This is a genomic window from Bradyrhizobium sp. 18BD, assembly GCF_054185225.1.
Genome location: NZ_JAVAYL010000002.1, coordinates 513,715 through 530,312, shown reverse-complemented (window position 1 = coordinate 530,312; position 16,598 = coordinate 513,715). Strand labels below are relative to the sequence as shown.

General features: G+C 65.3%; 12 protein-coding genes. 8 read left to right on the top strand and 4 right to left on the bottom strand.

What is annotated here, in order from left to right; translation table 11 throughout:
* The first annotated feature begins 5 nt into the window (after nt 1-5).
* The 8 genes from RAD16_RS05770 (at nt 6) to RAD16_RS05735 (ending at nt 10,993) form a co-directional block, all read left to right on the top strand.
* A complete protein-coding gene (locus RAD16_RS05770) occupies nt 6-908 on the top strand; it encodes a hypothetical protein (protein ID WP_458156900.1) in 903 nt (300 codons plus the stop codon).
* 610 nt (nt 909-1,518) lie between these two features.
* A complete protein-coding gene (locus RAD16_RS05765; protein ID WP_458156957.1) occupies nt 1,519-2,817 on the top strand; it encodes an N-acetylmuramoyl-L-alanine amidase in 1,299 nt (432 codons plus the stop codon).
* A 318-nt stretch (nt 2,818-3,135) separates the two neighbouring features.
* A complete protein-coding gene (locus tag RAD16_RS05760; RefSeq protein WP_458156899.1) occupies nt 3,136-5,649 on the top strand; it encodes a penicillin-binding protein 1A in 2,514 nt (837 codons plus the stop codon).
* A 108-nt stretch (nt 5,650-5,757) separates the two neighbouring features.
* Nucleotides 5,758-6,889, top strand: a protein-coding gene (gene prfB, locus RAD16_RS05755) for a peptide chain release factor 2 (RefSeq protein ID WP_458156898.1) whose coding sequence is annotated in 2 segments (ribosomal slippage) — nt 5,758-5,826 and nt 5,828-6,889 — 1,131 coding nt in all. Because the reading frame shifts where the segments join, the coding sequence is not laid out codon by codon here.
* Between the two features lie 2 nt (nt 6,890-6,891).
* On the top strand, nt 6,892-7,773 hold the full coding sequence (locus tag RAD16_RS05750) for an NAD(P)-dependent oxidoreductase (RefSeq protein WP_458156897.1): 882 nt from the start codon (nt 6,892-6,894) through the stop codon (nt 7,771-7,773).
* Between the two features lie 12 nt (nt 7,774-7,785).
* Nucleotides 7,786-8,661 carry a DMT family transporter gene (locus RAD16_RS05745; protein ID WP_458156896.1) on the top strand — a complete coding sequence of 292 codons (876 nt, stop codon included), beginning with the start codon at nt 7,786-7,788 and terminating at the stop codon, nt 8,659-8,661.
* 76 nt (nt 8,662-8,737) lie between these two features.
* The gene (locus RAD16_RS05740; protein WP_458156895.1) at nt 8,738-9,649 is read left to right on the top strand and encodes a DMT family transporter; all 912 of its coding nucleotides are present in this window, start codon (nt 8,738-8,740) and stop codon (nt 9,647-9,649) included.
* A 108-nt stretch (nt 9,650-9,757) separates the two neighbouring features.
* Nucleotides 9,758-10,993, top strand: coding sequence for an ABC transporter substrate-binding protein (locus RAD16_RS05735; RefSeq protein WP_458156894.1), 1,236 nt, complete (start codon nt 9,758-9,760; stop codon nt 10,991-10,993).
* On the opposite strand, the gene RAD16_RS05730 is transcribed toward RAD16_RS05735, so the two are convergent.
* From RAD16_RS05730 to RAD16_RS05715, 4 genes are read right to left on the bottom strand one after another with little or no spacing between them, the layout of a single operon-like run.
* On the bottom strand, nt 10,994-12,283 hold the full coding sequence (locus RAD16_RS05730) for an O-antigen ligase family protein (protein ID WP_458156893.1): 1,290 nt from the start codon (nt 12,281-12,283) through the stop codon (nt 10,994-10,996). It lies immediately after the preceding gene.
* On the bottom strand, nt 12,280-13,674 hold the full coding sequence (locus RAD16_RS05725) for a glycosyltransferase family 4 protein (protein ID WP_458156892.1): 1,395 nt from the start codon (nt 13,672-13,674) through the stop codon (nt 12,280-12,282). The genes RAD16_RS05730 and RAD16_RS05725 overlap by 4 nt, the downstream gene beginning before the upstream one ends.
* On the bottom strand, nt 13,671-14,411 hold the full coding sequence (locus RAD16_RS05720) for an ABC transporter ATP-binding protein (protein ID WP_458156891.1): 741 nt from the start codon (nt 14,409-14,411) through the stop codon (nt 13,671-13,673). The genes RAD16_RS05725 and RAD16_RS05720 overlap by 4 nt, the downstream gene beginning before the upstream one ends.
* A 3-nt stretch (nt 14,412-14,414) precedes the next feature.
* Nucleotides 14,415-16,343 (bottom strand): glycosyltransferase, encoded by a 1,929-nt coding sequence (locus RAD16_RS05715; protein ID WP_458156890.1) that lies wholly within the window; start codon nt 16,341-16,343, stop codon nt 14,415-14,417.
* Nucleotides 16,344-16,598: the final 255 nt, after the last annotated feature.

Genomic DNA, 16,598 nt, shown 5'->3' with positions numbered 1-16,598 from the left:
TCGGCGTGGTATTCGGCATGGGCTTCCGAGAGAGCTGCCTCGTGCGGCTCGGCATCGGCGGCAGCTTCGGTCGCAACGACGGGCTCGGCGCCAACTGCGGCGACAGGCGCGGGCGTCTCGCCGGCATGATCATGGTCGTGATGATCGTGCTCGCCATCATGATGGTGGTCGTCATGATCGTGGTGGTGATCGTCATCATGGGCGTGATGAAGATCGTCATGACCATGATCATCCTGGCCATGATCGTCGTGATCGTGCTCGTGATGATCCTGCTCGTGATCATGAGCTTCGTGCTCGTCGTGATGCCCGGCATCGGCGTGCAGATGCTCGCCCTCGTGCGGAACGCCTTCGGCGTGCACAGGCAGCGCGGCGCCCTCGACCGGCTGAGCCGCGGGATCGGCACCGGCGTCGAAGCCTTCGACGATGTCGCTGCGCACGCGTTCGCCATGACCGCGGCGGCGGGCGTTGCGGTGGCGCGAGCGGCGGCGGCCGTGGGAGCGGTTCTCGCTCTCTTCCTCGGCTTCGCGATGGGCCTGTTCCTCGGCCTCGATCAGTGCCTGCCGGTCGGCGACCGGAATCTGGTAGTAGTCGGGATGGATTTCGCTGAAGGCGAGGAAGCCGTGGCGGTTGCCGCCATATTCGACGAAAGCGGCCTGGAGCGAGGGTTCGACCCTGGTGACCTTGGCGAGGTAGATGTTCCCGCGCAGTTGCTTGCGTTGCGCGGTCTCGAAATCAAACTCTTCGACGCGATTGCCGCGGACCACGACGACCCGGGTCTCTTCCGGGTGGGTGGCATCGATCAACATCTTGTTGGGCATGTCTTAACTCTTGGCGGCGGCGGGCGCGACTCACCGTGGGCGCGATCTGCGCTGCCGGGTGACGCGACGGTCCACCTGATTCGGGGGTGAGGGGAAGGCCGAAACGCCGTCTCTCGCGCCTTGCCGAACCGGAAGCTTCAGGACCACGGCGGCGCGCGGGATTGTCACTCCGCAGCGTCGCGAATGGTCCTTCAGAATTCGTCGGCACAGTCTGGCGCATCAAGCGTCGGCCCGTATGAAACATTGGGCGGCGGGGCCGCCCCTCAATCAGTTGCTGCTGGCCAGGCATGGCGCGAGCGCGCTCGCCTTGGGGATCACGAACCGTCCCCTTGGGATCAAGGGACCGGGTAATGGGTTACGTCGCTGTCAGAACCGTCCCGGAAACGAGGTACCCGGAAACCGTCCGCCGCCGGGGCTTGACCCGCTCCACCTCGCTGCCGCGCACCGCGCTGGTCTTAGAGGGGAACGGAAAACGCTGGAATTCCCAAATCTTGGGAGCTCCGGCGCTGCACCGGGAGGCTGAATGCGACACAACCGAAAATATCGGCCGTCAGCATTCCGTACATACGAGGAATGGGCCATCCGTGCAAGGGAGCGTCGCACGGCGGTCACAGTCGGCGAGTTTCGTGATCTTGTCATTAAGGATCGATTAACCCTGTGGTTCTATTGCGTTAAAGAGCTGCTCGGAGGCACGGAATCGGTGGCGAGCCGCACAAATCGAAGCGTTTTGCTGGGATGCGTATTGTTGTGCGCTGCGGTATTGCCGTGCGCTGATTCCTCGCGCCTGAGCGCGGCGGAAAGCCAGCCGCAACCCACTGTTGCGGGAGCGAATTTTCCGGTTGCGACGGCGGCGCGCCTCGCCGGTGACGGCAAGCAGACCCGCTTCATCCTCGATATCGACCAGACCGTCACCTTCCGCGCGGTCACGCTCGCCGACCCCTATCGGGTGGTGGTCGACGTTCCCCAGGTCAATTTTCAGCTCCCGTCCGGCACCGGGGCCGGGGGGCGGGGGCTGGTCAAGGCGTTCCGTTACGGGCTGGTCATGCCCGGCGGCTCGCGAATCGTGTTCGACCTGACCGGGCCGGCCAAGATCGCCAATTCCTACGTGGTGGAGGCGGCGAACGGCCAGCCCGCGCGGCTGGTGCTCGAACTGGAGGAGGTCGATCGCGCCGCCTTCGTGCAATCGCTCGCCCCGGAGAACCGCCCCGATCTGCGGCCTGCGATCGCCGATGCGCCGCCGGCGACGATTCCTGCCAAGGCGGCCCCTGAATCTCCGCAGCAGAAGGCCGATAGCCGTCCGGTGGTGGTGATCGATCCCGGCCATGGCGGCATCGACAACGGCACGCAGTCCAGTGGTGAGAGCGAGAAGAACCTGGTGCTGGCCTTTGGCCTGGCGCTGCGCGACCGGCTGGAAAAGGCCGGCAAATACCGCGTGGTGATGACGCGGGACGACGACACCTTCATCCCGCTCAACGACCGGACCAAGATCGCGCGCAACCTGAAGGCCGCGCTGTTCGTCTCGATCCACGCCGATGCGCTGCCGCGCGCCGAGGGCGACGCGCAGGGCGCCACTATCTACACGCTATCGGACAAGGCCTCCGACGCCGAGGCCCAGCGTCTGGCCGACGCCGAAAACCGCGCCGACGCTATCGCCGGCTTCAATCTGGCGGAGGAGCCGACCGACGTCGCCGACATCCTGATCGACCTGACGCAGCGGGAAACCCGCACGTTTTCAAACCGTTTTGCTCATTTGCTGATGGGCGAAATGAAGTCGACGGTGCGGATGCACAAGCATCCCCTGAAATCGGCCGGTTTCCGGGTGCTGAAGGCGCCCGACGTGCCCTCGGTGCTGGTCGAGATCGGCTATGTCTCCAACAAGGGCGACCTCGAGCATCTGGTGTCCGAGGGCTGGCGGTCGAAGGCCGTGGGCGCGATGGCGCAGGCGATCGACGGATTCCTGGCCAAACGGATGGCGACGACCGCCGGATCGTCGAATTGACGACCGGGGATCATCGAATTGACGACCGCCGGATCGTCCGCTTGACGACCGGGGGAGCGTCGAATTGAAGAAGAAGGGTTTTTCCGTCCCGCCGCAAAAGCCCTAGTTTGGCCACAGCGGGCGATTTATAAAAACACCGCAGGGGGTTCCGGAATCGGAGAGAATCCCGCTCGGCAAGCGTCTTTAGGCCCGGCCCTGATGTGATTGCGTAGGCCGGTGAGTTCGCGACGTGAGGTTGGCGCCAGTTTCGGGTGCCAGTTTTTAGGTCCCATGGGGCTGATACTGGGCTGATCCAGAGTTTGAACGGATAAACACATAATGCGCTTGCTTGTGCGGTTCATGGGCTTCCTGTTCGCCGCGGGAACGGTGGTGTTCCTTGTCGGTGTCGGAGCCGTGGCAGGCCTGATCTGGCATTTCTCCAAGGACTTGCCCGATTACTCTCAGCTTCAGGATTACGAGCCGCCGGTGATGACCCGCGTGCATGCGGTCGACGGTTCGCTGCTCGGCGAATACGCCAAGGAGCGGCGGCTGTATTTGCCGATCCAGGCGGTGCCGAAGCTCGTGATCAACGCCTTCCTCGCGGCCGAGGACAAGAATTTCTACGAGCATGGCGGCATCGACTACACCGGCATGGCGCGTGCGGGCGTGCTCTATCTGCAGAACTTCGGCTCCAACCGCCGTCCGCAGGGTGCCTCCACGATCACTCAGCAGGTCGCCAAGAACTTCCTTCTGACCAACGAGGTCTCCTTCTCCCGCAAGATCAAGGAAGCCTTGCTGGCGATGCGGATCGAGAAGACCTATTCGAAGGACAAGATCCTCGAACTGTATCTGAACGAAATCTATCTGGGCCTCGGCGCCTACGGCATCGCGGCCGCCTCGCTGGTCTATTTCGACAAGTCGGTGAACGAGCTGACGGTGGCGGAAGCCTCTTATCTGGCGGCGCTGCCGAAGATGCCGGCAACGCTGCATCCGGTGCGTAACCGCGACCGCGCCGTCGAGCGCCGCAACTACGTGATCGACCGTCTGCTCGAGAACGGCTGGATCAAGCAGGCCGACGCCGACAAGGCCCGCAAGGAGCAGCTGGCCGTCACCAACCGTTCGGGCGGCGCCCATACCTTCGCCGGCGAATATTTCGCCGAGGAAGTCCGCCGCGACATCTTCGAGCGCTACGGCGAGAAGAAGCTTTACGAGGGCGGTCTCTCCGTCCGCACCACGCTCGATCCGAAGATCCAGGTCATGGCGCGCAAGACCATGGTCTCGGGCCTCGTGAACTATGACGAGCAGCAGGGCTATCGCGGCGCCATGAGCAAGCTCGATATCTCGGGCGATTGGGGCGTGAAGCTCGCCGAGATCAAGTCGCTGTCCGACATCTCGCCGTGGCGCATGGCGGTGGTGCTGGAGACCAGCGACCAGTCGGCGCGCATCGGCTTCCAGCCGAGCCGCGAGCTCGGCGGCGCCATCAGCAAGCAGCGCGAGACCGGCCTCGTCACGCTCGACGGCGTGCGCTGGGCGAGGGCGACGCAAGGCAACGCCAGGGGCAAGCAGCCGTCGTCGGTGGCGCAGGTGCTTGCCCCCGGCGACGTCATCTATGCCGATCCGCTCTACAGCAAGGAAGGACAGCCGGTCGAAGGCCAGTACCGTCTGCGCCAGATTCCGGAAGTCTCCGGCGCGATGGTGGTGATGGATCCCTGGACCGGCCGCGTGCTCGCGATGGTCGGCGGCTTCTCGTTCGACCAGAGCCAGTTCAACCGCGCCACGCAGGCCTATCGTCAGCCGGGCTCGTCGTTCAAGCCGATCGTCTATTCGGCCGCGCTCGACAACGGCTATACGCCCTCGACCGTCGTGCTCGACGCGCCGATCGAAATCGACCAGGGCCAGGGCGCCGGCGTGTGGCGTCCGGAGAACTTCTCCTCGGGCAAATTCCAGGGCCCGGTGACGCTGCGCAACGCGCTGCGCCAATCGCTCAACACTGTGACGGTGCGCCTTGCGCAGGACATCGGCATGCCCCTGATCGGCGAATATGCGCGCCGCTTCGGCGTCTATGACGAGCTGCCGAACTATCTGTCCTACGCGCTCGGCGCCGGCGAAACGACGGCGATGCGCATGGTCACGGCCTATTCGATGCTCGCCAATGGCGGCCGCCGCGTGAAGCCGACCCTGATCGACCGCATCCAGGACCGCTACGGCCGCACCATCTTCAAGCACGACCAGCGCGAATGCCGCGGCTGCGACGCGCCGGGTGGCTGGAAGAACCAGAACGAGCCGCAGCTGATCGACCGCCGCGAGCAGGTGCTGGACTCCATGACTGCCTATCAGATCACCGAGCTGATGGAGGGCGTGGTCCAGGCCGGTACCGCGACCGTGGTCAAGGAGGTCGGCAAGCCGATCGCCGGCAAGACCGGCACCACCAACGAAGCCAAGGACGCCTGGTTCGTCGGCTTCTCGCCCGACGTCGCCGTTGCCATCTACATGGGTTACGACAAGCCGCGCGCGCTCGGTAGGGGCAACGCCGCGACCGGCGGCCATCTGGCCGCGCCGATCGCGCGCGATTTCCTCAAGCTCGCGCTCGCCGACAAGCCCGCCGTTCCGTTCAAGGTGCCGGCCGGCATCAAGCTCGTCCGCGTCGTCGCCAAGACCGGCATGCGCGCCGGCCCCGGCGAGACCGGCGGAACCATTCTGGAAGCCTTCAAGCCGGGTACGGCGCCGCCGGATAATTACTCGGTCATCGGCGTGGCCGATGCCGATGGGCGCGGCGGCGGTGTGCCGGCCTCGCAGCAGCAGCAGCCGGATTCCGGCTTCTTCATGCGGCCGGCCACCGGTGGCCTCTACTAAGGCTTAGGACAAGACGGACGATCGCGGTTCCGGCGGTTGCGCTTTGCAGCCGCCACCGCTACATCCCCATCTGAATTGTACGCGGATTCCGCGAGACACGAGAACGACATGCGCGCCGAGATCGAACGGTTGGTAGAAGAGATCAAGCAGTCAGTCGGGCTGCTGAGGAGGCATCTTTGACGTCGAGAAATCGACGGCGCGCCTCGCCGAGCTGAACAAGCTCGCAGAAGATCCCAACCTCTGGAACGATCCCCAGAAAGCCCAGAAGCTGATGCAGGAGCGGACCTCGCTTGAGGATTCGCTTAGCGGCATCGGCAAGGTTGAGCAGGAGCTCGAAGACGACATCGGCATGATCGAGCTCGGCGAAGCCGAGGGCGATGCGGGTGTCGTGGCCGAGGCTGAAGCTGCGCTGAAGAACCTCAAGAAGGAAGTCGCGCGGCGCGAGCTCGAGGCGCTGCTCTCGGGCGAGGCCGACCGCTTCGATTCCTATCTCGAAGTCCATGCCGGCGCCGGCGGCACCGAGAGCCAGGACTGGGCGCAGATGCTCTTGCGCATGTACACGCGCTGGGCCGAAACCCACGGCTTCAAGGTCGAGTTCCTCGAAGAGTCCGAGGGCGAAGAGGCCGGCATCAAGTCGGCGACCATCCAGGTCTCCGGCCACAATGCCTATGGCTGGCTGAAGACGGAGGCGGGCGTGCACCGTCTCGTCCGCATCTCGCCGTTCGATTCCAATGCGCGCCGGCATACCTCGTTCTCGAGCGTGCAGGTGTTTCCGGTCATCGACGACAGCATCAAGATCGACATCAAGGAATCCGACGTCCGCGTCGACACCATGCGTTCGGGCGGTGCCGGCGGTCAGCACGTCAACAAGACTGAATCCGCGGTGCGCCTGACGCACATTCCGACCGGCGTCGCGGTGGTCTGCCAGGCCGGCCGTTCCCAGCACAAGAACCGGGCGCAGGCCTGGGACATGCTGCGCGCGCGCCTCTACGAGATCGAGTTGAAGAAGCGCGAGGAGAAGGCCGCCGCCGACCAGGCCGCCAAGACCGATATCGGCTGGGGCCACCAGATCCGCTCCTATGTGCTGCAGCCCTATCAGATGGTGAAGGATCTGCGCACGGGCGTGCAGACCTCCGACACGTCGGGCGTGCTCGGCGGCGATCTCGACGAGTTCATGGCCGCGACCTTGGCGCAGCGCGCCTTCGGCACCACCGGCGCTGACATCGAGGACGTCGACTAGCCATGACCCGCGTCGCCTTCATCGGGCTTGGACGGATGGGCCACGGCATGGCCGGCCGCTATCTCGATGCCGGCTTCACGGTGACGCTGTGGAATCGCAGCAAGGCCAAGGCGGAAGATTTGATCGCGCGCGGCGCGCACTGGTCGACCTCGCCTGAGGACGCCGCGATCGATGCCGACGCCGTCGTGACCATGGTCGCCGATGACGAGGCCTCGCGCGCCGTCTGGCTGGGGCTCAACGGTGCGGCCAAGACCGCCAAGGCCGGCACCATCGCGATCGAGTGCTCCACCGTCTCCTATGACCACGCCCGCGAGATGGGCCGCGAGCTCAATGCGCGCGGGCTGATCTACATCGACTGCCCCGTGACCGGGTTGCCGGATGCGGCAGCCGCGGGAAAATTGACGCTGCTCGCCGGCGCCGATGCGGCCGATCTCGAACGCGCGAGCCCGTTCCTCGAACCGATCGGCTCGACCATCCGCCATTTCGGCGCGGTCGGCTCCGGCACGGTCTACAAGCTCATCAACAATCTCATGGGCGCGATCCAGATCGCCGGGCTCGCCGAGGGCCTTGCCATCGCCGAGCAGGCCGGGCTCGACATGAACCTGGTGCTGGAGGCGATCCAGGCGGGCGTGGCCGCCAGCCCGCAGGTGCAGCGTCACTCCAAGCGCATGGTCGCCCGCGATTTCAGCGGCGCGACTTTTACGGCAGCGCTCCGGCACAAGGATGCCGCCTATGCCGTCAAGCTCGCGGAAAGCCTGCTCGCCGACAAGCCGCTGGTCTCGCGCGCCGCGGTCGAGTCCTACGCCCAGGCCAAGGCCGTCATGCCTGACGACGACGAAGGCAAGATGATCGAGCTGGTGTCGCGGCCGAAGAAGTCGTCTTAACTGGAATTCGAGATGGGGCAGCCTCGATCGGAACGCGGTCTCGGCATTGCCCTCGTTACCGCGGCGGCGATTGCCTGGAGCACGGCGCCGTTCTTCACACGGCTGCTGCCGTTCGATCCCTGGACCATCCTGTTCTGGCGCGGCCTGTTCGCGGGCAGCCTGATCTCGGTGCTTCTCGTCCTGATGCAGGGGCCGGGCGCGCTGAGGCAATTGGTGGTGCCGGGACGAGGCGGCCTGCTCGTGGCGTCATTGTCCGCGGTCGGCATGATCTCGTTCATTCCCGCGCTCCAGATGACCAATGTCATGAACGTCGCGGTGCTGATCGCGACGCAACCCTTCGTCGCGGCGGCGCTGGCGTGGCTGTGGCTCGGCGAAGCCGCGACCTGGCGTACGCTGATGGCAAGCCTCGTCGCGTTTGCCGGCGTGGTCATCACCGTCGGTGGCATCAGAGCCGGCGCCGATATCGGCGGCGTCGCCCTGAGCTGCCTGATGGTGCTCGCCATCTCCGCCATGACGGTGGTGGTCCGGCGCCATCGCGAGACCTCGATGGTGGCGGCGGCTGCGCTCTCGAATTTCATCGGAAGCCTCGTCAGCCTGCCGTTCGCCCGTGACATCGCCCATGTCGGTGGCCACGACGTCGCGATCCTCGCGGCGTTCGGCTGCCTCCAGGTCGCGCTCGGCCTGACCTTCTACATGCTCGGTTCGCGCCTGCTGCCATCAGGGCAGGCCTCCCTGATCGCGACGCTGGAGACGCCGCTGATGGCGTTCTGGATCTGGGTCGCCTTCCGCGAGATCCCCGCCATCCACGCGCTGATTGGCGGCGCCTTGGTGATCGGAGCGGTGGTCGCCGACATCGTGGGATCCACGCGAAAGCGGCAGCCCTCATGAGCAGATTTATCGGAAATCGGGTGGCACGGCCCGCTGCACTGTCCTAGGCGGCTAGCTCCGCCGCCGAGGTGAAACGATGTCCCCGAACGACAACCGGATTGACGCGCGAGACTGGTCGCTGCTCGCGGTACTGTCCGTCCTCTGGGGCGGCTCGTTCTTCTTCAACGGCGCGGCGTTGCGGGAATTGCCGCCGCTGACGCTGGTGTTTTTGCGCGTCGTGCTCGGTGCGGCCATTCTGCTGCCGCTGCTGCGCATGCAGGGGATCGGCTTTCCCAAGGGGGCAGCCGGCTGGAAGCCGTTCGTCGCGATCGGGCTGCTCAACAACGTCATCCCGTTCTCGCTGATTGTGATCGGCCAGACTTTCATTCCGAGCGGTCTGGCGTCGATCCTGAATGCGACCACGCCGCTGTTCACGGTGATGGTGATGGCCGCAGCTGGCGAAGAAGCGTTGCGGGCGCGACGGGTGGCGGGCGTGGCGCTCGGCCTTCTCGGCGTGATCATCCTGCGCGGATGGGGGATCGAGACGAGGGCGGGGCAGGGGCTCGGCATCCTGCTCTGCCTTGGCGGCGCGCTCAGCTACGGCTTTGCGGCACTCGTCGCGCGGCGGCTGCTGAAGGACTCGCCGCCGCTGGGCACGGCGGCATTTCAGCTGATGGCGTCGACCGTGATGATGGCGATCGTCGCCGGTGCGGTGGAGCAGCCCTGGCATCTGCCGATACCCAGGCTCACGACCTGGCTCGCGGTGCTCGGCCTTGCCGGTCTGTCCACCGCACTCGCCTACATCGTCTTCTTTCAGATCATCCGGCGCTCCGGCGCGACCAATGTGATGCTGGTGACGCTGCTCATCCCTGTCACCGCCATCCTGCTGGGATGGCTGGTGCTGGGCGAGCCGATCTCGGCGCGCGAGATCGCGGGCGCCATCGTCATCGGCAGTGCGCTGCTCGTGATCGACGGGCGCGTTCTCACTCTGCTGCGGCGCGTCACGTAAGTTCCGGACTCACCGTTTCACGCGACGGAAAATCGTCGCACTTGCCAGCGGCGAGCCTCCTTGCGACACTCCCCTGCAAAACAAGACTACAAAATAGGGGAGAGAACGATGCCGGGTCGTCGCGGAAACCTTGCTGCCCTCGCCATCCTTGCTGCCGGCGTGCTCGTCACGGCACCGGCCCTGGCGCAAAAGAAATACGACCCCGGCGCCTCCGACACCGAAATCAAGATCGGCAACATCATGCCCTATAGCGGGCCGGCGTCGTCCTATGGCGTGATCGGCAAGACCGAGGCTGCGTTCTTCAAGATGATCAACGAGCAGGGCGGCATCAACGGCCGCAAGATCAACTTCGTCAGCTATGACGATGCCTATTCACCGCCCAAGGCGATCGAGCAGGCGCGCAAGCTGGTCGAGAGCGACGAGGTGCTGCTGATCTTCCAGCCGCTCGGCACGCCGTCGAATTCCGCGATCATGAAATATATGAACGCCAAGAAGGTGCCGCAGCTCTTCGTCGCCTCCGGCGGCACCAAGTTCGGCGATCCCAAGAACTTCCCCTGGACCATGGGCTTCCAGCCCAATTACCAGAGCGAGGGGCGGATCTACGCAAAGTACATCCGCGACAATTTCCCGAACGGCAAGATCGCGGTGTTCTGGCAGAACGATGACGCCGGCAAGGACCAGTTCAAGGGCCTGAAGGACGGGCTCGGCGACAAGGTGAACATGATCATCGCCGACAAATCCTATGAGGTCAGCGATCCCTCGATCGACTCGCAGATCGTGGCCTTGCACGATTCCGGCGCCGACATCTTCTTCTCTTGGGCGGCGCCAAAGGGGTCTGCGCAGGCGATCCGCAAAGTGGGGGAGCTCGGCTGGAAGCCAAAGTTCTTCCTCGCCAACACGGCGACCTCGGTGGCCTCAGTGCTCAAGCCCGCCGGGCTCGAATACTCCAAGGACATCATCTCGACGGTCTATCTGAAGGACCCGACCGATCCGACCTGGGACAAGGACCCGGCCGTGATCAAATGGCGCGCCTTCATGGACAAGTATTATCCCGACGGCGACAAGGCCAACGCCAACAACATCTATGGCTATGTGCAGGCCGAGGCGATGGCGCAGGTGCTGAAGCAGTGTGGCGACAATCTCACCCGTGAGAACGTCATGAAGCAGGCCGCGAACCTGAAGGATTTCCACACCGATTTGATGCTGCCGGGCATCATGGTCAACACCTCGCCGGACGATTATTTCCCAATCGAGCAGATGCAGCTGATGCGCTTCAACGGGCAGGCCTGGGAGCTGTTCGGTGACGTCATCACCGGCGAGGTCGGCCACGAGCGCAGCCAATAGTCAGGAGCTGTCGTTCGTGCGTTCGGCTTTCGCCTTCAGCGCCATGCCGCCGGCGACGCCGACGCCCAGTACATACATCCAGCCTTCGTGAAAATCGAACAGATGCGAGTTCAGCAGCGAGCTCGCGATGTTCTGCACCACGACCACGAGGCCGATCCAGGCGGCAAGGCCGCCGCTCAAGAAGAGCCGCAGATGCGCGATCCACATCGCGTAGAGCAGGAGTACGCCGAGGACGCCCCACTGCACGGCGACGTTGAGGGTCTGGTTGTGGGGATTGCTGACGATTTCCGAATCGAGGCTGCTCCCGCCGCTGGCAGCGCGCTCGAACTGCCGCTTGATCGAGCCGGTGCCGTGTCCGATCAGCGGCGCCTCGGCAAAAGCGTGAAGCGACTTGCGCCAATAGGTCAGCCGCTGCGCGGTCGAGGCGTGGCTGATGTCCTCATGGCCGTGACGGTATTCGACGGCGATGTCGGCGATGCGCTGGCGCAGATAGGGCGATGTCGTCCAGGCAAGCGCGCTTGCGGCGACCGAGCCCGCGAGCAGGACCAGCGCCGCCCGCCGGCTCAGATGCGTCCAGGCAAACAGGCCGAGCAGCACCGCGATGCAGACCAGTGCCGTCCGAGCCGAGGCGACGAACACCATGTTGGTCGCGAACAACAGGATCAATGCGATGCATGCGGCTGCCGCGGTCCTGCGTCCGCCACGCCAGAAGGTCAGCGCGGGCAGCGCCAGCGCAAAGGCGCACAGCGTGAACTCCTGGCTCTGGTCGATGTAGTTCTTGACGGGAACACCTGCCGATGCCGTCGCGGCGAGCTTCCCGCCAGGATTGAACAGCACGATCCAGGACAACGCCGCAAGCAGCGCGCAGGAGGCGAGGAAGGCGAGGCAAACCCGGAGGCCGCGCTCCGACCTGCCGAAATGGTAGAGCAGCGGCGGAATCAGCACGAGCTTTGCGACCGGCTTGATTGCGTGCAGCCGGTCGGCCCAGTCACCGTCTGACCACAGGGTGCCCAAGAGCGCGAGCAGCAGGAAAGCGAACGGCAGGGCGAACGCGGGCCGCAGCAGCTCGCGCCCATAGGCGCGCCAATTGATGGTCGGGGTGACCGCGAGCAGCCAGAGCCCGACGAAGATCGATGGCGCCGTGGTGGACCAGGGCAGCGACGCCGCGATCAGAATGACCAGCACATCTGCCGTCCGGACCAACGCGGGCGACTGGCCGAGCGCCTGCCATCGGCTCCGGCGGCCCTGTTGATCAGCGGGACCGGACCACATCGCGGATTGGGTGGTCATCCGTACGATGCGAGCTGCGCGATGGAGAGGCTTTCAGCGGGAACATGATGCCCGAGGAAATCGCGGGCCTGGGTCTCGTAGCCGAAGCGCTCGGCAAGCTCGTGGCGCCGCGCGCGGATCCTGCCGCGGCACTCCTCCTGCCGTGTCAGTACGCGGGTGACGGATGCTGCGATGGAATCGGTCGAGAACGGGTCGAAATAGTCGGCGAGCTCGCCGGCGACCTCGCGGAACACCGCGATGTCGGAGCACAGCACCGGCGTGTTGGCGGCCAGTGCCTCGATGATCGGCACGCCAAAGCCTTCGGCAAAGCTCGGCATGATCAGGCCGTGCGCCTCCGCGATCAGGGCAGCCTTTTCGTGCTCGTCGACATAGCCGGCGAAGCGGACGTTTTGCGGCAGATTGCGCATCCGGCTGGTCTCGCCGGCATAGCCGATCACGATGAGATCGGCCTGGGGTACGCCGCGGAAGGCGCGGATGACGGTGGTGACGTTCTTGCGCGGCTCGTTCGAGACGATCACGACGAAGCTCGGCCGCCCCGGACGCCCCGACGGGGCTGGGAGGTGCAGGACATCCGGGGCGTCGAACCGGGTGCGGGGATACACGACCCGCGCCGGCAGGTGCGCAAATTGCGGCAACAGTTCCCTGAACCGCATCATGCTATAGTTTGAAACGAAGGCGAGCTCGTCGGCCTGGCGCAGGCTGGTGCGGATTCGCGCCAGGAACTGCCGCGTTGCGATGTCGCTCAGCTTAAGGTCGGTGAGTGGCAGCAGGTCGTGGACGACGCAGATCACCTTGGCGCCGGGCTTGCGCCTGATCGCCACCCGTGTCGGGGTGTCCACGACGATGACGTCGTAGTCGCGCGCGTCGATCCGCGGTGGCGGCAGCAGGAAGAAGGCCGAGGAGTCCTGATAGTTGAAAAATCCGGGCTCGAGCTGAAAGTCGCCGAACAGTTCGAGGTGGCTCAGATCCGGCGGAATGTATTCGAGCGCGGCGGGCCGGTTCTCGATCAGCCGCGCGTTCAGGCCACGCAGACCGATCGCGCGCAGCAGGCAGAGGACGTTGTCCCGCGACAGCAACAGGCCGGCCCTGTGGCGGAGCCAGTCGAATTTGCGGCGCGTGCCGCCGAGCGTCACCGGCCCGGTCACGTTGATTTCGTCAAGGAAGCGGTAGAGAGCAAGCAGCTCGATGTTGCGCGACTGCGCCGCGAACAGCTTTGTGCGTCGCTCGCGCCGGCACAGCTTGCGGTAACGCTTCGAGGTTTCCACCAACAGCGTGAGTTCGTGACCCTCCGCGGCGAGCGAACGTACCAATTCCCTGGTGAAGTGGAAGATGCCGCGCTTGTGATTGGGTTGTCCGAGCGACTCGGAGACGACGAGGATGTTCTGTTTCATGCGCGTTTCTCGCGAAGCTCGTAAGAGCGCGTAGCCGGCGGCTCGACCGCGACAGTCGAGGCGATGCGGCCGTGATCGAGATTGATGATGCTGGAGCAGGTGCGGCGCAGCAGCGGCTGGTCGTGCGAGGCGATGATCACGATCGCGGCCTGCGACACCAGGTTCAACAGGCGCTCCTGCGCCTTCTCGGCAAAATGCTCGTCGACCACGCTGAGCCATTCGTCGAGCAGGAGGATGTCGGCCGGAAAGGCGGTGGCGGTCGCGAACAGCACCCGCATCAGCATGCCCGAGGAGAACATCCGCAGCGGCAGCCGCTGCATGCGTGTCTCGAGCTCGGTGAAGGCCCAGATCTCGTCGATCACGGCGCGGGTCGGCTTGCGGCCGCTGATCCGCAGCAGCAGCGCGATGTTGTCCTCGGCCACGAAATCAAGATTGACGCCGGCGTTGAGGCCGAGCAGCGGCACGACGTTGCCCTGCACCGCGATGGTTCCGCTGCTTGGTGGATAGACGCCGGCGATCAGCCGCAGCAGCGTCGACTTGCCGGAGCCGTTGGGACCGGCGAGCCCGATGCGGCTGCCTGCCTCGGCCTCGATCGTGACGTTGTCGACGGCGCGGATGATCCGCGTCTCGCCCGGCTCGCGGACGAGATGGCCGAGCAGCCGCCGCTTCAGCGAGTAGTCGTAGGCGCCGTAGAGCGGGTAATCGAGACTGACGTTGCGTAGGCTGATCGAGACCATGCGTCAGATCCAGAATGCCGCTTTGCGCAGATGGACGAGCGTCAGGACGCTCGCGCCGCTCAGCAGCGCCAGCGCGACCAGCACGTAGATGATGCTGACGGGATCGACATGGCCGCCCGCCAGCGGGTCGCGCCACACCGCGAACAGATGCGTCAGCGGATTGATCCGCATCACCGTCGAGCGGTGGTTGATCATGTCCGACGACCAGATCACGGGCGAGGCGAGGAAGGCGAGCATCAGCGTGGATTCGATGATCGGCTTGAGGTCGCGGTAACGCGTCGCCATGGCGCCGAGGACGAGGCTCAGGGCGAAGGTGCAGGCCACGAACAGCAGCAGACCGGGCAGTGCCGCGAGCGCGTGAGAGAGGTCGTGCGGCGACAGGATCAGCCAGAGCAGCAGCGGCACGCAGGCATTATGAAGCGCGAACAGCGCCTGGCGGAACGTGCATTGCAGGAGGAAGATGACCGGCGGCAAAGCCCGGTCGCGGATCAGGCCCGCCGAGTTCTGCAGCGCCGTGGTGGCGTCGAGCACGACGCTGTTGAGAAAGGTCCAGGCCGTCATCGACAGCGCCAGCATCGGCAGCCGCGCCAGCATGTTGGCGTTCGACATCTGGCCGATCACCGAGCCCAGCACCACGACCACGATCGCCATCTGCAGCGACATCCAGAACGGGCCGAGCAGCGAGCGGACGTAGCGGTGCCGCATGTCGGACCAGGCCAGTGCCGCGGCGATCTTGACGGTGTCCAGCCAGCCGGCAGCCTGCGGCGGCTCGCTGGTCGGCGACCGCTGCTCGTTGGATGCGGCGACGGCGTCGCGGTAGACGGTCTCCATGCCCTGCCTGAAGGCGGCGGCCGAATAGCGGGTGAGGGCGCGGGTGCGTGCCGCAAGTCCCATGCGGCGGCGACGCTCGGGATCGCGGATCAGGGTGTCGATCGCCTCGCCCAGCTTCTCGGCATCGCCCGGCTGCACGGTGATCGCCTCCATGCCGTGGCGGGCGACGCGCGGCACCGCGGTGTCGAGCGCGGTGTTCACGACCGGGCGGCCGGCGGCCATGGCCTCGAGCTGGACGAGGCCGAAGGTTTCGGCATTGGTCACCGACGGCATCACGAAGACGTCGGCGAGGCACATCAGCTTGATGCGCTCGCCATCATTGAGCGAGCCGAGCAGGCGGACGCGTTCGCCGAGGCCGTGGAAGCGGATCAGTTCCTCGAGCCGCGGCCGCTCGACACCTTCACCGATGATCCAGACCTCGAAATTGTGCGCAGCCGCCGCGCGGATCAGCACATCAAAACCCTTGTAGGGTACGAGCCGGCCGCAGGCGAGCACGAGGCGGCCGCGATCGTTGACATGGTGCGGCTCGATCTTCGGCCAGTCATAGCCCGAAGTGTCGATACCGAACGGCACGACGTGGCACTTGTCCTCGAATTCGCGGAGCAGCGGCGTGTTGTCGACCAGCGCATGGTCGGAGACGATGATCGCCTTGGCGCGGCGCAGCGTTCGCCGCATCAGGGGGGCGATGAGCCAGCGCAGGCCGGAATGGGTGACGATGTCGGCGTGCCAGTGCACCACCAGCGGGCGCTTGGCGCCGAACCCGAAGGCGAAGACGAGGTCGGCGAGCGGGAAGGGAGCGTGGAGCGCGAGCAGATCGTGCTCGGCCATCCTGCGCCACAGGCGCCAGGGATAGGTGGGGGCTGCGGGCAGCGACATCACATTGCCGAACGAGCGCACGCGCTCGACCGGCACGTCGTTGACGACGATCTCGCGTCGCTCGGCCGATTTCGAACAGACCAGCACGGCGGAGGCGAAGGCGTCCTTCAGGCTCGCGCAGATGTCGCGGATCACCGTGAGCGTGCCGCCGAACAGGTCGGGATAGTAGATCTTGAAGATGTGCAGCACCGAGGGGCGGCGCGTGGTTTCATGGCTGTGATGCATGGTGGCGCTCAGCCTGCCAGAAGCGCTGCGACGAACGGTGCTGATAGCACCGAGATGAAGATCACGCCGCGCAGCAGCGCGGGCAGCATCGGCTCGATGGTGCCATGGCCCAATCGGGAGCCGGCACAGCACGCAGCGAAGTGGAATTGCGGACCAAGCGGTCAGCCATGGGTGAGTCCCTTTACGTCGCGCCCCTCAGTGGCGTTCCGTATATGTGGGAAAATTTACCACGTCAATCCGAAAGCAGGAAAATGT